15 protein-coding genes and 1 pseudogene are annotated in these 16,813 nt (G+C 59.8%); 9 read left to right on the forward strand and 7 right to left on the reverse strand.

Annotated features, from left to right (window positions below; genetic code table 11):
- Window position 1: 1 nt before the first annotated feature.
- The 7 genes and pseudogenes from HF949_RS13950 to HF949_RS13980 all read left to right on the forward strand — a co-directional run bounded on the left by HF949_RS13950 (window position 2) and on the right by HF949_RS13980 (window position 9,203).
- On the forward strand, window positions 2-844 hold the full coding sequence (locus tag HF949_RS13950) for a universal stress protein (RefSeq protein WP_292896211.1): 843 nt from the start codon (window positions 2-4) through the stop codon (window positions 842-844).
- A 144-nt stretch (window positions 845-988) separates the two neighbouring features.
- Entirely contained in the window at window positions 989-1,486 is a 498-nt protein-coding gene (gene gpt / locus HF949_RS13955; RefSeq protein ID WP_292896213.1) for a xanthine phosphoribosyltransferase, read from the forward strand.
- Between the two features lie 34 nt (window positions 1,487-1,520).
- Window positions 1,521-1,676: pseudogene (locus tag HF949_RS13960) on the forward strand (5,6-dimethylbenzimidazole synthase); the annotation flags it as partial.
- Between the two features lie 36 nt (window positions 1,677-1,712).
- Complete coding sequence (bluB, locus tag HF949_RS13965; protein WP_292896215.1) at window positions 1,713-2,426, forward strand: 5,6-dimethylbenzimidazole synthase; 714 nt, start codon at window positions 1,713-1,715, stop codon at window positions 2,424-2,426.
- Window positions 2,427-2,660: 234 nt separating this feature from the next.
- The gene (locus HF949_RS13970; RefSeq protein ID WP_292896217.1) at window positions 2,661-3,128 is read left to right on the forward strand and encodes an NUDIX hydrolase; all 468 of its coding nucleotides are present in this window, start codon (window positions 2,661-2,663) and stop codon (window positions 3,126-3,128) included.
- A gap of 115 nt (window positions 3,129-3,243) precedes the next feature.
- Window positions 3,244-4,779, forward strand: a complete 1,536-nt coding sequence (locus tag HF949_RS13975) for an inorganic phosphate transporter (protein ID WP_292896219.1) — start codon at window positions 3,244-3,246, stop codon at window positions 4,777-4,779.
- A 677-nt stretch (window positions 4,780-5,456) separates the two neighbouring features.
- On the forward strand, window positions 5,457-9,203 hold the full coding sequence (locus HF949_RS13980) for a vitamin B12-dependent ribonucleotide reductase (protein WP_292896221.1): 3,747 nt from the start codon (window positions 5,457-5,459) through the stop codon (window positions 9,201-9,203).
- Window positions 9,204-9,343: 140 nt separating this feature from the next.
- Here HF949_RS13980 and HF949_RS13985 read toward each other — a convergent pair.
- The 5 genes from HF949_RS13985 to HF949_RS14005 all read right to left on the reverse strand — a co-directional run bounded on the left by HF949_RS13985 (window position 9,344) and on the right by HF949_RS14005 (window position 12,342).
- A protein-coding gene (locus HF949_RS13985) for an IS630 family transposase (RefSeq protein ID WP_292894608.1) occupies window positions 9,344-10,292 on the reverse strand; the annotation gives its coding sequence in 2 pieces (ribosomal slippage) (window positions 9,344-9,955 and window positions 9,957-10,292; 948 coding nt in all).
- A 163-nt stretch (window positions 10,293-10,455) separates the two neighbouring features.
- The gene (locus HF949_RS13990) at window positions 10,456-10,650 is read right to left on the reverse strand and encodes a GIY-YIG nuclease family protein (RefSeq protein WP_292896223.1); all 195 of its coding nucleotides are present in this window, start codon (window positions 10,648-10,650) and stop codon (window positions 10,456-10,458) included.
- Between the two features lie 13 nt (window positions 10,651-10,663).
- The gene (locus HF949_RS13995) at window positions 10,664-10,951 is read right to left on the reverse strand and encodes a YciI family protein (RefSeq protein ID WP_292896225.1); all 288 of its coding nucleotides are present in this window, start codon (window positions 10,949-10,951) and stop codon (window positions 10,664-10,666) included.
- A 13-nt stretch (window positions 10,952-10,964) separates the two neighbouring features.
- Complete coding sequence (locus HF949_RS14000) at window positions 10,965-11,543, reverse strand: TetR/AcrR family transcriptional regulator (RefSeq protein WP_292896227.1); 579 nt, start codon at window positions 11,541-11,543, stop codon at window positions 10,965-10,967.
- A gap of 70 nt (window positions 11,544-11,613) precedes the next feature.
- Window positions 11,614-12,342, reverse strand: a complete 729-nt coding sequence (locus HF949_RS14005) for a class I SAM-dependent methyltransferase (protein WP_292896229.1) — start codon at window positions 12,340-12,342, stop codon at window positions 11,614-11,616.
- Window positions 12,343-12,892: 550 nt separating this feature from the next.
- On the opposite strand from HF949_RS14005, the gene HF949_RS14010 reads away from it, so the two are divergent.
- Window positions 12,893-13,489, forward strand: a complete 597-nt coding sequence (locus HF949_RS14010; protein ID WP_292896231.1) for a thermonuclease family protein — start codon at window positions 12,893-12,895, stop codon at window positions 13,487-13,489.
- Window positions 13,490-13,512: 23 nt separating this feature from the next.
- On the opposite strand, the gene HF949_RS14015 is transcribed toward HF949_RS14010, so the two are convergent.
- The gene (locus tag HF949_RS14015; protein WP_292896233.1) at window positions 13,513-14,511 is read right to left on the reverse strand and encodes a glycoside hydrolase family 25 protein; all 999 of its coding nucleotides are present in this window, start codon (window positions 14,509-14,511) and stop codon (window positions 13,513-13,515) included.
- 503 nt (window positions 14,512-15,014) lie between these two features.
- On the opposite strand from HF949_RS14015, the gene HF949_RS14020 reads away from it, so the two are divergent.
- Window positions 15,015-15,677, forward strand: a complete 663-nt coding sequence (locus HF949_RS14020) for a L,D-transpeptidase (RefSeq protein ID WP_441338411.1) — start codon at window positions 15,015-15,017, stop codon at window positions 15,675-15,677.
- Window positions 15,678-15,739: 62 nt separating this feature from the next.
- On the opposite strand, the gene HF949_RS14025 is transcribed toward HF949_RS14020, so the two are convergent.
- Entirely contained in the window at window positions 15,740-16,666 is a 927-nt protein-coding gene (locus HF949_RS14025) for an alpha/beta fold hydrolase (RefSeq protein WP_292896236.1), read from the reverse strand.
- Window positions 16,667-16,813 lie beyond the last annotated feature (147 nt).

A 16,813-nucleotide genomic window follows, 5' to 3' on the forward strand; every position in this document is an offset into this window, starting at 1 on the left:
CATGAGCTACAAGACCATTCTCGCCATTCTTCAAAGCGAAGCTGACGCGCCCCGCGTCCTGGATCTCGCCCTGCCTCTTGCGGCCCGTCACCGCAGCCACGTGATCGGGCTTCACGCCGAAGCGCTGCCGATGGTCATGGCCTCTCCCATGGGTGGTCCGGTGGTCGACCTTAGTGTTGACATGCACGAGGAGGCAGGTCGCCGTCACGCTGTTATCCGCAATCTGTTTAACGAGCGTGCGCGAAAAGAAGGCGTCGGCAATGAGTGGCGCGGCTTCGACAGCGTCTCGGGCGATTCCGCTATCTCGGGCATTGAAAGTGCCCGTAGCGCCGACATTGTCATTGCCCAGCAGACAGACCCGGATGCAGCGGGCGCCATGGAAGCCAATGTCGAGGCTCTCCTTTTCGAAAGCGGTCGCCCTGTCCTTTTCGTTCCCTATATTCACAAGGCGCGCGAAGCTGAGTTCAAGAAAATCCTCCTTGCGTGGAACGGCAGCCGGCAGGCCGCAAGGGCCGCATTCGATGCACTGCCCTTCATGAAGGAGGCAGACAGCGTCGAAGTGTTCTGTATCGACCCGCAGGACACGCCCCGTCGCGATGCCTCCATGGCTGGCACGGCCATAGCCACCGCTTTGGCCCGCCACGAGATCGAGGTCACGGTCAAGGTGGAGCAGTCCGGCGGCGTTTCTCATGGAGAGATTCTCGACAACCGGGTCTCCGATACCGGTGCCGACCTTCTTGTCATGGGAGCGTTCGGCCGCTCCAGATTGCGGGAGTTCGTTTTTGGCGGCGCCACCCGCACCATCCTGCAGAGCATGACGGTGCCAACGTTCATGGCGCATTGAGCGCCGTCCAATTCGTGCCCACCCTGACGAGCAGCGGAAAATCCATCTTCCACGGGCGTCGGGCTTGCGCTCGACATCCCTTTCCGGCTAATTCACCGCGCATTCCGACCCGCCGTCCCGATGCGCCCATGGAGTGCGATGCCGATGTCTCTTCCAGAAAAAGCCTTCCCCGTCTCGTGGGACCAGTTTCACCGTGATGCGCGCGCCCTAGCATGGCGGCTCGCCGGCGCGAATGGCAGCTGGAAAGCCATTGTGTGCATCACGCGCGGTGGCCTGGTGCCAGCTGCCGTCATTTCGCGAGAACTGGGCATCCGTCTCATCGAAACGGTTTGTGTCGCCTCCTATCACGACTACACCGAGCAGGGTGATCTTCAGGTCCTGAAGGAGATCAATCCGGAGCTTCTGAAGGAAGACGGCGAAAACGTCCTTATCGTCGATGATCTGACCGACACAGGGAAGACGGCAGCGATTGTACGCGCCATGATGCCCAAGGCGCATTTTGCAACGGTCTACGCCAAGCCAAAGGGTCGCCCCCTCATCGATACCTTCGTCACGGAGGTCTCGCAGGATACCTGGATCTATTTCCCCTGGGACATGGGTTTCTCGTACCAGAAACCGATCGCGGAAGACCAGCGCGGCTGAACTGCCTGGCTGGGCTGTCTGAAGGAAAGGTCCCATGTCGCGCCAAGAAGACAGCTCCGCCACTGTGGGTGTTCTGACAGCAGGCGAGGCGTTCGATCCCGCTGATCGGGCGGCTGTTTATCGCGCCATCGCGACGCGACGCGACGTGCGCGGCGAATTTCTTCCTGATCCGATCTGTGAAGACTGTCTCTTATACACATCTAGATGTGTATAAGAGACAGGTCCCATGTCGCGCCAAGAAGACAGCTCCGCCACTGTGGGTGTTCTGACAGCAGGCGAGGCGTTCGATCCCGCTGATCGGGCGGCTGTTTATCGCGCCATCGCGACGCGACGCGACGTGCGCGGCGAATTTCTTCCTGATCCGATCTGTGAAGATGCGCTTTCTCGCATTCTTGCGGCCGCCCATCAGGCCCCATCCGTCGGCCTCTCTCAGCCTTGGGATTTCATCCTGGTACGCGACAGGAAAACACGCGCTCGGGTGGCCGAAATCTTTGCCGAGGCGAATGAGGAAGCCGCAGGCCGTTTTCCCGCCGAAAGGCAGGCACAATACCGTTCTCTCAAATTGCAGGGGATCCTGTCTGCGCCCCTGAACATCTGCGTCACAAGTGATCCCACGCGGGGCGGTCCCGTTGTTCTGGGTGCCACCCACATGGCCGACACCGATCTTTTCAGCACGGTGTGTGCCATTCAAAACCTTTGGCTGGCGGCACGCGCCGAAGGAATTGGTGTCGGCTGGGTCAGCATACTGCACGAAAACCGTGTTAAAGCGGTGCTCGGCATACCCGCGCATCTACGGCTGGTGGGCTATCTTTGTGTCGGACACGTGCGTGGTTTTCATGACCGGCCCGAACTCGAAAAGCGCGGCTGGCGAGAGCGAGATGATCTTGCAATGCATGTCCATAATGAGAGATGGACCGCAACGGGAGCCGGCATACGGTAACGGTTCGACATGCGACCAAAACGCCAAACCCTTGATTTTTGTCACGAATTCACTATGTCTGCCGACAGACCTTCTGCGTTCCACGATTCGAGCGCACAAGCGGTTCAGCGGTTTGATCCGCTCAGCGCGTAAATTAAGCGTAGAAACAGTTACTTGTAGAAAAGAGACGAATCCCGGCGCAATGTGTTCGGGCAAAGGAGAAGTACGATTTTCACTCACGGCACACGTCTGCGGTTGACCGAAACGGTCCGGCGTCTGTTCGGCGGCAATCCCCGCCGTGTGCAGGCTGCGGCCCTGCCGTGGCGCGTGACTGCAGACGGCAACGGCATCGAGATCATGCTTGTGACAAGTCGTGGTACTGGTCGTTGGGTCTTGCCCAAGGGGTGGCCGGAGGGTTCAGAAACCCTTGCCATGGCAGCCCAGCGTGAAGCGCGGGAGGAAGCCGGGGTACGTGGCTGCGCCAGTGAAAATGAAATCGGACGCTTCTACTACCACAAGCTTGACGGCACCGGCGTCGAATGGCCCTGCGAGGTCGCTGTCATCCCGCTCGAAGTCACGGAAGAGCGTTCCAAATGGCCGGAGCGCAAGCAGCGAACCCGCCAATGGTTCACACCGCAGGACGCAGCCACCGCTGTCCAGGAGCCGGACCTGGGTGAGCTTCTTGTCCGGTTCGCGCACAATCCACGGGAAATCGCGGCCTGAGCCCCCTTTTTTGCCGTCAACTCTTGCCGTAAGGAACATAGTTTCCTAACCGGTGGCGGAGTTCTTCGCCGAACGCTCGGCCCGCGGCGTCGCATTGGCAGAAACTGGAAAACGCATGAGCGAAACCGCCACCAATCCGCGCAAACAGACCCTCGACAAGGACCTGGACAAACTGGTTCACGTAGAGGAAGCCACGACAACCGTCGCGCGCGGACTGGTCGCACCGGGTCTTGGCCTGCTTTTTCTGGCACTCACCGCCATTTTCGCCGCCACCTACACCTTCGGAGAACCGCGCGCGGTCATAATCATTGCTGCGGCTGCCATCGGCGCATACATGGCGCTGAACATCGGCGCCAATGATGTTGCCAACAATGTTGGCCCCGCTGTCGGTGCCAAGGCCATGACTCTCGGCGGCGCCTTGCTTATTGCTGCCGTGTTCGAAAGCGCCGGCGCCCTTATTGCCGGCGGCGATGTCGTTGACACAATTTCAAAAGGCATCATCGACCCGGCCGCGGTCGGAACACCCGAGGCGTTTGTTCGGGCCATGATGGCCGCTCTCATCTCTTCGGCACTTTGGATCAACCTTGCCACCTGGATCGGCGCTCCGGTTTCGACCACGCATTCGGTTGTAGGCGGTGTCATGGGCGCTGGTATCGCGGCTGCAGGTTTTTCTTCGGTCGACTGGTCGACAATGATGCAGATCGCCGCGAGCTGGGTGGTCTCTCCCGTGGTCGGCGGCGTTATCGCCGCCCTGTTCCTCGCCTTCATCAAAACCGCCATCATTTATCAGGACGACAAGATTTCGGCGGCGCGGCGCTGGTTGCCGCTACTGATTGCCATCATGGCCGGAGCTTTCGCCGCCTACCTCACTCTCAAAGGGCTGAAGAAGGTTTTTCCCGTCAGCGGCATGGGTGCCGGCGTCATCGGGCTTGCCTTCTTCGCGGTCACCTGGTTCCTGGCCCATCTGTTCGTACATGCCCAGTCTGAAGGTCTCGAGAACCGCAACCAGTCTCTGCGCAGCCTCTTCAAGGTTCCCCTGGTCATCTCCGCCGCCCTCCTCTCGTTTGCCCATGGCGCGAACGACGTTGCAAATGCTGTCGGTCCCCTTGCCGCCATTGTTTTCACGGTTCACGAAAGCTCCGTAAACACCACCGTCACCATCCCCCTGTGGGTGATGATCATCGGCGCCGCCGGCATTTCGATCGGCCTTGTCCTTTTCGGGCCCAAACTCATTCGCATGGTGGGCGAGCAAATTACGAAGCTCAATCCGATGCGGGCGTTCTGCGTCGCCCTGTCGGCCGCCATCACCGTTATCATCGCCTCCGGTCTCGGCCTGCCCATCAGTTCCACTCACACTGCCGTTGGCGCGGTGTTCGGCGTCGGCTTTTTCCGTGAGTGGTACACGGCCCATTCCAAGCGCCGCCGTGCCTATCTCGAACGCAAGGGCGTTCGTCTCAAAGCAGACAATGGCACCAGCTATGACGACGATCTGGAAATCGAGTTGCAAAAAACATCTCGCGAGGAGATCGCTCGGCGCAAACTCGTGCGCCGTGCCCATGTCCGCACCATCGTTGCTGCATGGGTGACAACGGTTCCGGCCGCAGCGCTACTTTCAGCCGGCATTTTCCTGGTGCTGGACTTCATCAGCTGACATCAGCATTTTTCTTCCGACGGATCGGCTCACGGCTTCCCCGCTGCCCGAACCCGGCGCACCCGTCCGCAATGCAGCGGGAACGGTGGGTTTCGCAAACCGCAACAGCGGCTGAGTGACTTCCCCATTATTCACACATGTGACACACAACATCTTGCGGTCATAAATGATCCAAACTCGACTCCTTGACGTCCGGGTACGAGTCGCTTTTTATGGGTTTCGCGCCTGCGTTCGTAAGGTGCGATTGGTCGGCGAGAAATCCGGTCGATTTTCCAATTTTGTATTGAGTTTCCGAGACCTGCCCGAACAGCTTTTGGGCGGAACGGTGTCGTTTGCGCCGTGGAAAAATGCAAGCGGGGGTGCAGGTTCCGATCTGGTATAAAGAAGCTGTTAACACTATATTTAGTGTCTTCAGATATTCTACGCACCAGATAATGTGAATGTTATGTGACGTTAGCGTTGCATCGGCGTCAGGTTGGGGGCGGTTTCGCTCAGGGTGAGACAACGCTTTGATTGGGTCATCTTCCCGGCCCGTTAAGAAGCACCAACCTTCGATCAAGGAGAGTCATCCGCTGCGGTGGATGGCAGTCGGCGGACACAGCGTCTGCACGGTAAAAATGTGATGAGGCATTGACCGTTGCAGGCACTATATTTGGATTAGGGGCAAAGAGGACAAAATGCGCATCGAACGCCGGTTCACAAGGCAGGGCCAGAGCCCATACGCGGAGATTTCCTTCCGCAAGGCCACGAGCGAAATCAAGAACCCGGATGGCTCCGTTGTCTTCCGGCTGGAGAATATCGACGTTCCGGCGCAGTTCTCCCAGGTGGCCAGCGACATTCTGGCCCAGAAATATTTCCGCAAGGCCGGCGTGCCCGCGCGCCTGAAAAAGGTTGAGGAGAACGATGTTCCCTCCTTCCTTTGGCGTTCGGTGGCCGACGAGGAAGCCCTGAAGGGTCTCCCTGAAGAAGAGCGCTATGGTTCTGAAACCAGCGCCGCTCAGGTCTTCAATCGTCTTGCGGGCACCTGGACCTACTGGGGCTGGAAGGGCGGCTATTTCGATGGTGAGGAAGACGCCCAGACCTTCATGGACGAGCTGTGCTACATGCTCGCCACCCAGCGCGTTGCCCCCAACTCCCCGCAGTGGTTCAACACTGGCCTGCACTGGGCCTATGGCATCGATGGCCCCGGCCAGGGCCACTATTATGTCGACCCCTTCACCGGCAAGCTGACAAAGTCCAAATCGGCATACGAGCACCCGCAGCCCCACGCCTGCTTCATCCAGTCCGTTGGCGACGATCTGGTGAATGAAGGCGGCATCATGGATCTGTGGGTCCGCGAGGCGCGCCTGTTCAAATATGGTTCGGGCACCGGCTCCAACTTCTCGCATCTCAGAGGCGAAGGTGAAAAGCTGTCCGGCGGCGGCAAGTCGTCGGGCCTCATGTCCTTCCTGAAAATCGGCGATCGCGCCGCCGGCGCCATCAAGTCGGGCGGCACCACGCGTCGCGCGGCCAAGATGGTGGTGGTCGATGTCGACCATCCCGATATTGAATCCTATATCGACTGGAAGGTGAAGGAAGAGCAGAAGGTTGCGGCCCTCGTCACCGGTTCCAAGATCGCCAGGAAACATCTCGACGCCATCATGAAGGCCTGCATCAATTGCGAAGGCGCCAATGATGATTGCTTTGACCCGTCCAAGAACCCGGCGCTGAAGCGCGAGATCAAGGCCGCCAAGCGCAATGCCGTGCCGGAGAACTACATCCAGCGCGTCATCCAGTTTGCGCGCCAGGGCTATACCGATCTCGGCTTCAAGACCTATGACACGGATTGGGATTCGGAAGCCTACCTCACCGTTTCCGGCCAGAACTCAAACAATTCCGTTTCCTTGAAGGACGACTTCCTGCGCGCTGTCGAGGCTGATGGCGAGTGGAACCTGATCAATCGCATCGACGGCAAGGTCGCCAAGACCGTGAAGGCCCGCGACCTGTGGGAGAAGATCGGTTATGCCGCATGGGCATCGGCTGATCCGGGCCTGCACTACAACACCACCATGAATGACTGGCACACCTCGCCGGCCGCGGGTCCGATCCGCGCCTCGAATCCGTGCTCGGAATACATGTTCCTTGACGACACGGCCTGCAATCTCGCCTCGATGAACCTCCTGCAATATCGCAACAAGGACGGTTCCATCGACATCGCGGCCTATGAGCACACGGTGCGCCTGTGGACCATGGTGCTGGAAATCTCAGTGATGATGGCCCAGTTCCCGTCCAGGGAGATTGCAAAGCTTTCCTACGAATACCGCACGCTCGGTCTCGGTTACGCCAACATTGGTGGCCTTCTGATGACCTCCGGCATCCCCTATGATTCGCCTGAAGGCCGCGCCATCTGCGGTGCGCTGACCGCTATCATGACCGGTGTGGCCTATGCCACGTCTGCCGAAATGGCCGGCGAGCTCGGCCCCTTCCCCGATTATGAGCGCAATGCCCAGAGCATGCTGCGCGTCATTCGCAACCATCGCCGCGCCGCCCATGGCGAGAGCGACGGTTATGAGGGCCTTTCCGTCAATCCGGTGCCCCTCAAGGCGGAAGAATGCCCGCATGCCGATCTGATCGAGCATGCCCGCGCTGCCTGGGACCGCGCATTGGAGCTCGGCGAGAAGCACGGCTACCGCAATGCGCAGGCCACCGTCATCGCGCCCACCGGCACGATCGGCCTCGTCATGGATTGCGACACGACCGGCATTGAGCCCGACTTCGCGTTGGTGAAATTCAAGAAGCTGGCCGGTGGCGGCTACTTCAAGATCATCAACCGCGCTGTGCCGGAGGCGCTCCGTACGCTCGGCTATTCCGAGGCCCAGATCGCCGAGATCGAGGCCTATGCCGTCGGCCATGGCAATTTCGACCAGGCGCCTTCCATCAACCCGACGAGCCTCAAGGCCAAGGGTTTCGACGACGAGAAGATCGCCGCCGTCAATGCCGCGCTCAAATCGGCCTTCGACATCAAGTTCGCTTTCAACAAGTGGACGCTCGGTGAGGATTTCTGCCGGGAAAAGCTCGGCTTCACCGATGAGCAGCTCGACGATTTCTCCTTCGACATGCTGGCCGCCCTCGGCTTCTCGAAGAAGGAGATCGAGGCCGCCAACATCCACATTTGTGGTGCCATGACGCTTGAAGGCGCTCCGCATCTGAAGGATGAGCACCTGCCCGTCTTCGACTGCGCCAATCCCTGCGGCAAGATCGGCAAGCGCTATCTCTCGGTCGAGAGCCACATCCGCATGATGGCCGCTGCCCAGCCCTTCATCTCGGGCGCCATCTCCAAGACCATCAACATGCCCAATGAGGCGACGGTTGAGGACTGCAAAGCGGCCTATCTCCTTTCCTGGAAGCTGGCGCTCAAGGCCAATGCGCTTTACCGCGATGGTTCCAAGCTCTCGCAGCCGCTCAATTCCTCGCTCATCGCCGACGATGAAGAGGATGCCGACGATCTGGTCGAGGAACTGGCCGCAGCGCCGACAGCTGCCCAGGCCGCGACGATCTCGGAAAAGATCATCGAGCGCGTGGTCGAGAAAGTGGTGCGCGAGCGCGAGAAGCTGCCCAACCGCCGCAAGGGCTATACCCAGAAGGCTGTGATCGGCGGGCACAAAGTCTACCTGCGCACCGGCGAATTCGACGATGGCCGCCTCGGCGAGATCTTCATTGACATGCACAAGGAAGGCGCTGCCTTCCGCGCAATGATGAACAATTTCGCCATCGCCATCTCGCTCGGTCTGCAATATGGCGTGCCGCTCGACGAATATGTGGAGGCCTTCACCTTCACCAAGTTCGAGCCGGCCGGTATGGTCATCGGCAATGATGCCATCAAGAACGCCACGTCGATCCTCGACTATGTGTTCCGCGAACTGGCCGTTTCCTATCTCGACCGGTCCGACCTTGCCCATGTGGACACGTCCGACTTCACCAATACCGCGCTTGGCCGCGGCATCAATGAAGGCAAGGCCCTGCCCTATTCAAAGGGCCTGACCCGCGGCGCACCGCTCAAGGTTGTCTCCGGCAAGTCCGGCGAACCAAAGGGCTCCTCCGGCAGCACGGTGCGTGCTGTTTCCTCCGGTGCGACAGTGCATGCGCTGAAGCCGGCGGTTGCCGGCCTCCAGGAAGAGGCCACGGCTTTCCGCCGCGACTATGAGGAACGAGCGAAGGAACTGGCCGAAGAGGTGGCGCAGGAAGGTGATATCAACGACGTCTTCACCGAAGCCGCTGCAACCGAGGCCGCCGACGCCAAGAAGGTCGAGACCCACCGCCGTCAGCAGGCGATCATGCAGGGTTACACGGGCAACATGTGCTCGGAATGCCAGAACTTCACCATGGTGAGAAACGGCACCTGCGAGAAATGCGACACCTGCGGCGCAACGAGCGGATGTAGCTGAGGCTCTCACTCTTTGACGATTAAAACCCGCGCTGCTCAGGCGCGGGTTTTTTCTTGGGCAGTGCTTTGACCGTCAACACTTCGACGGCCGTTATGGCATGGATCGATCTTCCATTGTCGCGACCAGCGCTTTAGAGCGTTTCAGTTTTTGACGGAAGCGTATCCAGCGTTTTCGAGATAGTTTCTGCATTCGGTTGGTTGGATCGTCGCGATGAGATGGCCGATGTGTCGCCATGTATCCTCGATGGTGCGCTTCTGGGCCTGTCGCATCCAGTGCTTGATCTTGGCGAAGGCCTGCTCGATGGGGTTCAGGTCGGGGGAATAGGGTGGTAGGAACCAGAGCCTTGCTCCAGCGGCCTTGATGGCCTGACGGATGGCCGCAGCTTTATGCGATCCGAGATTGTCCATGATGACGATGTCACCAGGTCTGAGCACAGGCACGAGCTGCTGTTCGACATAGGCGCGGAAGCACTGCCCGTTAATCGGTCCATCGAAGACGCAAGGCGCCGTCAGCTGGTCGCAGCGCAGCGCGCCGAGGAAGGTCAGCGTGCGCCAGTGGCCGTGCGGGGCGAAGCCGCGCAGGCGCTTGCCCTTCTGTCCCCAGCCGCGCAGCGGGGCCATGTTGGTCTTGATCCACGTTTCATCGATGAACACCAGCTTGTGTGGATCGAGATCCGCCTGAAAGGATCGCCAGCGCCGCCGCCTGCGGGCAGTGTCGGCGCGGGCCTGCTCAAGGGCGAACAGTGTTTTTTTTGAACCGAAGCCCCTCACGGCGCAGGAAGTTCCACACCGTGTCGTGCGACACCTTCACCCCGCGCGCCGCCAGTTCATCCTTCAGCCCGTGCAGCGTCAGATGCGATGTCTGGTTGATACGCTCGACGATGAATGTCCGATGCGGTTCCAGAACGCGCTTGCGATGCCCACCCATCTTGCCGGGCGCCACCGAGCCGGTAGCCCGGTAGCGTTGATGCCACTTCACGACCGAGGAAACAGAAACCCCGAAACGGGCCGCGACAGACCGGCAGCTCTCGCCGCCTTCGAGCGCTCCGACAACGCGCTCACGAAGATCATTGGATAGAGGTGCTGTCATCAGATGCTGGCCTCCTTCCCAGCCAGCATCTTGAATCACAAAATCAGCAATCCGGGAATCCCTACCGATTCAGTAAAGCTCTGAACCGCTCTAGCGATCTCTTCCGCTGAATGGTGTCACGAACATCAAAATGCTCCTCATACCAGACAAGCCGCGTTACCGCTTAGCGGCGCGTAAAACCAGCGCCCTTCCCGTCCTTGTGCTCGACAATCCGGCGTCCAAGATCGTTCGTCACGCCGATATAGATCGTGCCGCGCTTCTGGCTGGCGAGCATATAGACGTAACCGGTCATAGCCTGAAGCTTGGCGCCAGGAACCTGTCCGGCCAATCGACCGTCAAAGCCGCCCTGCGCTCGCAAGGAGAGCCCGCCGCTACCCAGCCTTCGTAAACTCCAGCGCCGGCACCGTGCGCTTCGGGTCGATCTCATAGGTCTCCACGCTCACCACGCCATGCTCCACGAAGGGATCGGCGGCAATGCGTGCATCATGGGCTTCACGGCTCTCCCCATGGGCAATCACCGCTCCGCCGCCCAACTCCAGAGAGCCGACACTCAGGAAAACACCATCGGCAAACCCCTTGGCGATCCATTCATTGTGGCCAGCCATGAATTCCCCAGCGGCGCTTCGGTTCTCGGCAAACTTCAAAAGAGTAACAAACATGCAAATCCAGTCCCTATTGTGAAAGTGAAACAATCCGGTCGTCGAGCCAGCAGGTAATGTCCGCCACTTCCCGGCGGATGAACGCTTCGTCCTTGAACGCGGTGGCGAGCGAAGCCACCCCCTGCGACCAGGCCAGCACATGCAGCGCCCATTCCCGCGCCGTCTCATCTGCGCCCAGCGCCCTGAACTGCTTTTCAAGCCAACGCGCAAACAGGCCGAAAATCTCCGCCGCCCGTTCCCTGTGGACATGATCGAGCTTGGCAAGCTCGGCGCACAGCGTGCCAACCGGGCATCCATAGGCCATGATCGGAGCACGGTTGGCGATCAGAAGCTCGATAAAGGCGACGATCCGCTCGCGCGGTTCCGGAGCCTGCGATTCCCATCCGTCCAGCATTGCCGAGGTGCGCTGAAGCCGCCGGTCAATGACAGCATCCAGAATCTCGTCCTTGGTCTTGAAATAATAATAGAAATTACCCCGCGAGATGCCGATATCGGCGGCGATATCCGCAAATGACGTCGCCTCGAACCCGCCCCGATAGAACAGATCATCAGCGATTTCGACAATCTGCTCACGGGTGGAAACGGCAGCCATGAAGACCTCATTGCGAATGATCTACGTCATTAGGACAATTGTCCAAATCATGCAAGCCACCGCCACTCCCTCACCGCTGCGCCGAAACCAGAAGCATCATCGGCCGCTCCAGTTCTTCGGCCAGTTCCGGCATCTGCGCAATCTGCGCCTCGGTCGGTGCGAACTCCCTGATTTCGCGCAGCGCAAATCCGGCTCCGATCAGCGCGTTCAGCGTCGTCGCCATCGTGCGGTGATATTTGACCACGCCCTTGGCGAACCAGTCGGTCCGCCGCTCCCCCTCAAGCGCATAGCAATTGACCGGCCAGGTCTTGTGCCCGTCTTCGTCCGGCAGCCAGCGCGGCCGCATGGCCGCCATGAAAACCGGATGTTCGATGGTGAACACGAAATGCGCGCCTGGTGTCAGCGCTCCGTGGATCGTCCGCACCAGCCGATCGAAATCACGGATGTAATGAAAGGTCAGCGCGCTGAACGCGAAGTCGAATCCCCCTTCCGCCAGGTCCAGCGTCTCCAGATCCGCAATCCGATAGTCGATTGCCGCATCGTCGGTATCGGCGCGCGCCCGCGCAATCATGTTCTGCGAAATGTCGAGCCCGAGAACGCTCTGCGCCCCCGCCTCGCGCAGATAGCGCGATACCCAGCCGAAGCCGCATCCGAGGTCAACAGCCCGACGCCCCGTCACATCAGGCAGCATGGCCGCAATGGTTGGCCATTCCGGCGCGCCCGCCAGTCCGTGTACCTGCCGTGGAAGCTGGCTGTAGCCTTTGAAAAAATCGGAATTGTCGTAAATGTTCTGCGCCATTGATGGTCTCCATTTTTCAAAAATGGACAGGGTACAGATTTACGCACAAAACCCCGTCCGCGTCGCGGCGAGGTTGCCGGAGTGTGATCCGCGTCTATCTCTCAGCGTGGTTCAGGCTCCGGCATCTCGCCCTGGAAGATGCCGGTCGGCCGGGAAACGATATGAGTGTCCTGCTCGATCATGTCCTTTCCTATCCTTCTCCCTACCAGCACTGTCAAGAGACGCGATCCGGACAGCGGCCCATTCATGCCTTTCCGCTCACACGCCTCGCAACGCAGCTCCCCCCTGACTCAGCAGATTCACTCAGCCGATTCACTCAGCCGATTCACTCAGCCGACGCGGAATTTGGATCAGGCATCCATACAGCCTCTGGCATACCTTGGTCGACAGGCTGTCCTCACCCTCACGCGTTCACGACAGCGCAAAACTCGGCGCCTGTAAATCGGGAGGGCAAGCCCGACGCAGGACAGGACACATTCGTTAAAATTCGCGTATCCACCAAAACCCTGTCTTCATTCAACCCTGCTCCACTGTCCTCGGGGAGCAGGAAATGGCACGCTATTTCGATCTTTCTTCCAGATCAGGCAGAAGCGGCAGCGCCCGGCGCGCCGCTCCAGGACACGCGAGCAGGCGCAAGAGATGGCACCGGAGCTCACTCCAGGCGCTTAAGGACGGCTTCGGGCTCATCACACTCGCCCTTGTCGCCGGCTGGGCAGCAGCGCATTATTCCATCATCCCCACCGACACAATCTCAGGCCTCTTTGGCACCCCCCAATCGCAGAACCAGCCACATATTATGCGGTACTTCCCGATCTGTGGAAGCGGTAAGCGGGTAAACTGCATCGTGGATGGCGACACGCTCTATGTGAATGGCGAGAAGATCAGGGTGACAGGCTTCAACACGCCAGAACTGTTCTCGCCCGAATGCGCATACGAGAAGAAACTGGCCCGCCGCGCGCAGCGCCGTTTTCAGCAACTGGTCAATTCAGGTCCGTTCGATCTGCGGCGCACGAGCATGCGCGACGAAGACGTTTACGGCCGCAAGCTCAGAAGCCTCTACCGGGACGGCAAGCCGATCGGCGATCAGCTCATTGCCGAGGGCCTTGCCCATCGCTGGCGCGGTTTCAGGGAATCCTGGTGTTCCTGACGGAACGCCCTTTTGCCAGGGGATCAGCCGGCCACCTTGCCAAGCCAGCGCCACCAGGCGCTTTCGTCTCCGTGGAAGACGTTGAGGTCGATCCTGCCGTTCACGCCCTGGCTCAAGCCCGATCCTGAGTACTGCCAAAACACCCAGTCACGTCCCGGATAGACTTTTGAGGGATGCTCGGCCACGGCGCGCAGCCAGAACGGGTGGTTCGGAAACGCCCCCTTCAGATTGTCCTCGTAGAAATCGGGCGCGGTATAAATGATTGGCCGCTGTCCATAATGACGCTCGAGCCGATCCAGAAAAACCTGCATTTTTTCAATGACTTCCGCGCGCGATGGCTTCCACTTGCAGCTTGACTGGTGGTTCCATTCCACGTCCAGAACCGGCGGCAGCGCGCCTTTCACTTTCGGAACGTTGCGTATGAACCATTCCGCCTGGTCGGAGGCCCTGCGGCACCAGAAAAAGAAATGATAGGCGCCACGTCGAATGCCGGCCTTGGCTGCGCCATTCCAGTTTTTCTTGAACATCGGGTCGATATGGTCGACCCCGTCCGTCGCCTTGATATAGGCGAAATTGGCGCCACGCTCACGCAGCCTCTCCCAGTCGATGTCGCCCTGCCAGCGCGAAACATCGACACCGTGCACCGCGTGATGCTTTGGAGTGATCTTCCCGAAGTTGATGGGATGCGCATCGCCGAACTGGCTTCGATAGACCTTGCCGCGTGCAACGCTCTTGGGGCGCAGCGTCGGTTTTGGCGGCGTGATCATGGCCACCTGCTCAAGTGCGGGTGTCGAGACTCGGTCGGGCTCGGCAATGGCCGTCATGCCCGCCTCGCTCATATGACTGGCCTCGCTTTCAGCGATTGTGGCGTCCGGCAGTCCCACATCCGGCCTCACAATCGAGCTCGTAACCTCGCGTGAGGGCGGATCGATCTTGAGCGCGGCGTCAATGCTGGGTCCGCCAGTGCAGCCGGTCAGCACAAGCGTCAAAAGGACAGGTCGAAGGAATGCAGGAACACGCATAGACGATCTGCAGGAGTTCGAGGAATTTGGAAGCCCGGTGCCCGTTCCACCGGTTGAAAGGGCATTGTTATTGCAAACTTACCAATAAAGTTTGAATCGAGCTGTTAACCACGTTGTAAGGATGAAAAGGCGTGCGGCCCGTGTTTGCTTCCGGTAACCGGCAAATCGCGCCGCACCCGGTCCGTGTCACGCCAGTGCAATGGGCCCCTGAGAGCCGCGAACGGCATCGGGCCAGCCCTCACGAGACGCAGACTGTGGGAAAAATGCCGCACTGCATGGGCGGATTTCGGCTCACGGACGCTATTCGCGCGACATTCGGGCACAGGTCCGGTCTTTGCCACAATTTTTCGAGAACCGCATGCCAAGCGCCACCCAACGCTTCCACGCATCCGCGCCAAAGAAGCGAGCCACACCACATGAAATCCGGAATCCCATACGTAAGGAGAGTGTCCTTGTTCCACATCAAAGTTGCACGCGCAGCCCCACGCGTTGCGCGGCTCGTCATGTTGCTGCTCCTGCCTGCATTCGCTGCCGCCTGCACCACCACAGGCCGCAGCACCATCCCCGCGGCAGACGTCCCCGGTCCCATGCTCTCCTACTATCAGGAGATGTACCGCGAGATCGATGACAACGGCATCGTCATTCCGGCAATCGATGTCACCAGGATGGATCGCAAATATCTGCGCCAGATGGTCGATTATCCGACCAGCGAGCCGGTGGGCACGATTGTTGTCGATCCCGAAAACCGCTTCCTCTACCTGGTGATGGAGAACGGAAAAGCCATGCGCTACGGCATCGGCGTTGCCAAGGCGGGGCTCGAATATGAGGGCGACGGCATCATTGGCCGGAAGGCCGAGTGGCCCAACTGGGCCCCGACTCTTGCAATGATCAACCGCGAACCGGAACGCTATCGCCCGCTTGCAGCCGGCATGCAGGGCGGGATCGACAATCCACTCGGCGCGCGCGCGCTCTATCTATACAAGGACGGAAAGGACACGCTCTATCGCATCCACGGCACCACGGAGCCCTGGTCGATCGGCAGGTCGGTGTCTTCAGGCTGCATACGCTTGCTGAACCACGATATTATCGATCTCTACAAACGCGTCCCGCGCGGTGCCCGCATGGTAGTGCTTGGCAGCGGACAACCTGGCCCTGACATGGTCTGACCCACAAGCATGAATACCCTTGCCGGCTCTCGACCGGCAAGGGACGTTCTCCCGCAAAGCGCCTACTTGCGCATCAGGTCATCCGCTGTCCACGGCGCATTGACCTGGTCATCGTTCAGGAACGGCAACACGGTTTCGGCCAGCCTGGGCGAGACACCAATGTCGTAGTGCGTAAGATTCGGCAGGATCGCCAGGCGGTTCTGAGACATGTTCTCACGCTGCCAGCCAGCATCCTTCAGCCCGCCACCGAGCAATTGGTAAAATGCCACAATATGCTCAGGCCGATACATATCCGAATCCCCGAACACCAGCATCACAGGCATGCCCAATGTCTTCACATCCTCGGCGAAATTATAGGGCTTGCGCATGAAGGCGCCCATGCGGTCGAGCAGGTTCGGGAAGAGAGAGGGATCCGGCGCCACGGCGGCATAGGACTGATACATGGGCGTATCCTTCATCATCTCGGCCATGCCGGCCCCCACCTGAGCCTGCATCGGGAGCATTTCCGGATAGAAGCCGTCCTGCGCAAAACCCGTCGAGACAAGCGCTATGCGCCGCACCTTCTCCGGGTGCTGCACGGCAAGACGCAGCACGACGCCGCCACCCATGGAATAGCCCATGGCATCCACGCGGTCATAACCCAGTTGATCGAGAATAGAGGCCATATCATCGCCCATGGCCTCCAGGCTGATCGGACGATCACCGAGTTCACTGCGCCCATGCCCCTGCATGTCGACGGCAATGACCTCCCGTTCAGCCGCCAGCATGGACAACACCGGCCCGAACATCTCAATCAGTCCCAGCCCGCCATGCATGACGAGGAGCGGCTCCCCCTCCCCGTGAACCTGATAGTGATATCGAATGCCGCCAGCTTCCACCTCTCCGCTCCTGAGCGGTTTGGATATCCCCGCTTCCGCGCGCGCAGGCGTGCCAGCGAGTGATGTGAGGAAAAGAGCCGTACAAGCGGCAGCAAAGGCAGTTTTGAACATCGCGCTCTCCTGTCAAATCGGCCGTCGCTGCGACGCACCGTCATTGCGATGTCCGAAGGACGCAAACGGCCAGGCCGATCCGACAAGGAGACGCTTTTTTTGTGATGCAAAGGGCGATACCGCCGACAGGCATCGCCCGCAGCCTTC

The sequence above is a fragment of the Nitratireductor sp. genome (assembly GCF_017794765.1).
Taxonomy (GTDB): domain Bacteria; phylum Pseudomonadota; class Alphaproteobacteria; order Rhizobiales; family Rhizobiaceae; genus Nitratireductor.

Excerpts from the sequence above, each read along its gene's own strand:
- HF949_RS13975 (WP_292896219.1), top strand. The coding sequence starts at position 3,244 with ATGAGCGAAACCGCCACCAATCCGCGCAAACAGACCCTCGACAAGGAC.
- HF949_RS13995 (WP_292896225.1), bottom strand. The coding sequence starts at position 10,951 with ATGTTTGTTACTCTTTTGAAGTTTGCCGAGAACCGAAGCGCCGCTGGG.
- HF949_RS14005 (WP_292896229.1), bottom strand. The coding sequence starts at position 12,342 with ATGGCGCAGAACATTTACGACAATTCCGATTTTTTCAAAGGCTACAGC.
- HF949_RS14020 (WP_441338411.1), top strand. The coding sequence starts at position 15,015 with ATGTTGCTGCTCCTGCCTGCATTCGCTGCCGCCTGCACCACCACAGGC.
- HF949_RS14010 (WP_292896231.1), top strand. The coding sequence starts at position 12,893 with ATGGCACGCTATTTCGATCTTTCTTCCAGATCAGGCAGAAGCGGCAGC.
- HF949_RS14015 (WP_292896233.1), bottom strand. The coding sequence starts at position 14,511 with ATGCGTGTTCCTGCATTCCTTCGACCTGTCCTTTTGACGCTTGTGCTG.
- bluB (WP_292896215.1), top strand. The coding sequence starts at position 1,713 with ATGTCGCGCCAAGAAGACAGCTCCGCCACTGTGGGTGTTCTGACAGCA.
- HF949_RS14000 (WP_292896227.1), bottom strand. The coding sequence starts at position 11,543 with ATGGCTGCCGTTTCCACCCGTGAGCAGATTGTCGAAATCGCTGATGAT.
- gpt (WP_292896213.1), top strand. The coding sequence starts at position 989 with ATGTCTCTTCCAGAAAAAGCCTTCCCCGTCTCGTGGGACCAGTTTCAC.
- HF949_RS13980 (WP_292896221.1), top strand. The coding sequence starts at position 5,457 with ATGCGCATCGAACGCCGGTTCACAAGGCAGGGCCAGAGCCCATACGCG.
- HF949_RS14025 (WP_292896236.1), bottom strand. The coding sequence starts at position 16,666 with ATGTTCAAAACTGCCTTTGCTGCCGCTTGTACGGCTCTTTTCCTCACA.
- HF949_RS13950 (WP_292896211.1), top strand. The coding sequence starts at position 2 with ATGAGCTACAAGACCATTCTCGCCATTCTTCAAAGCGAAGCTGACGCG.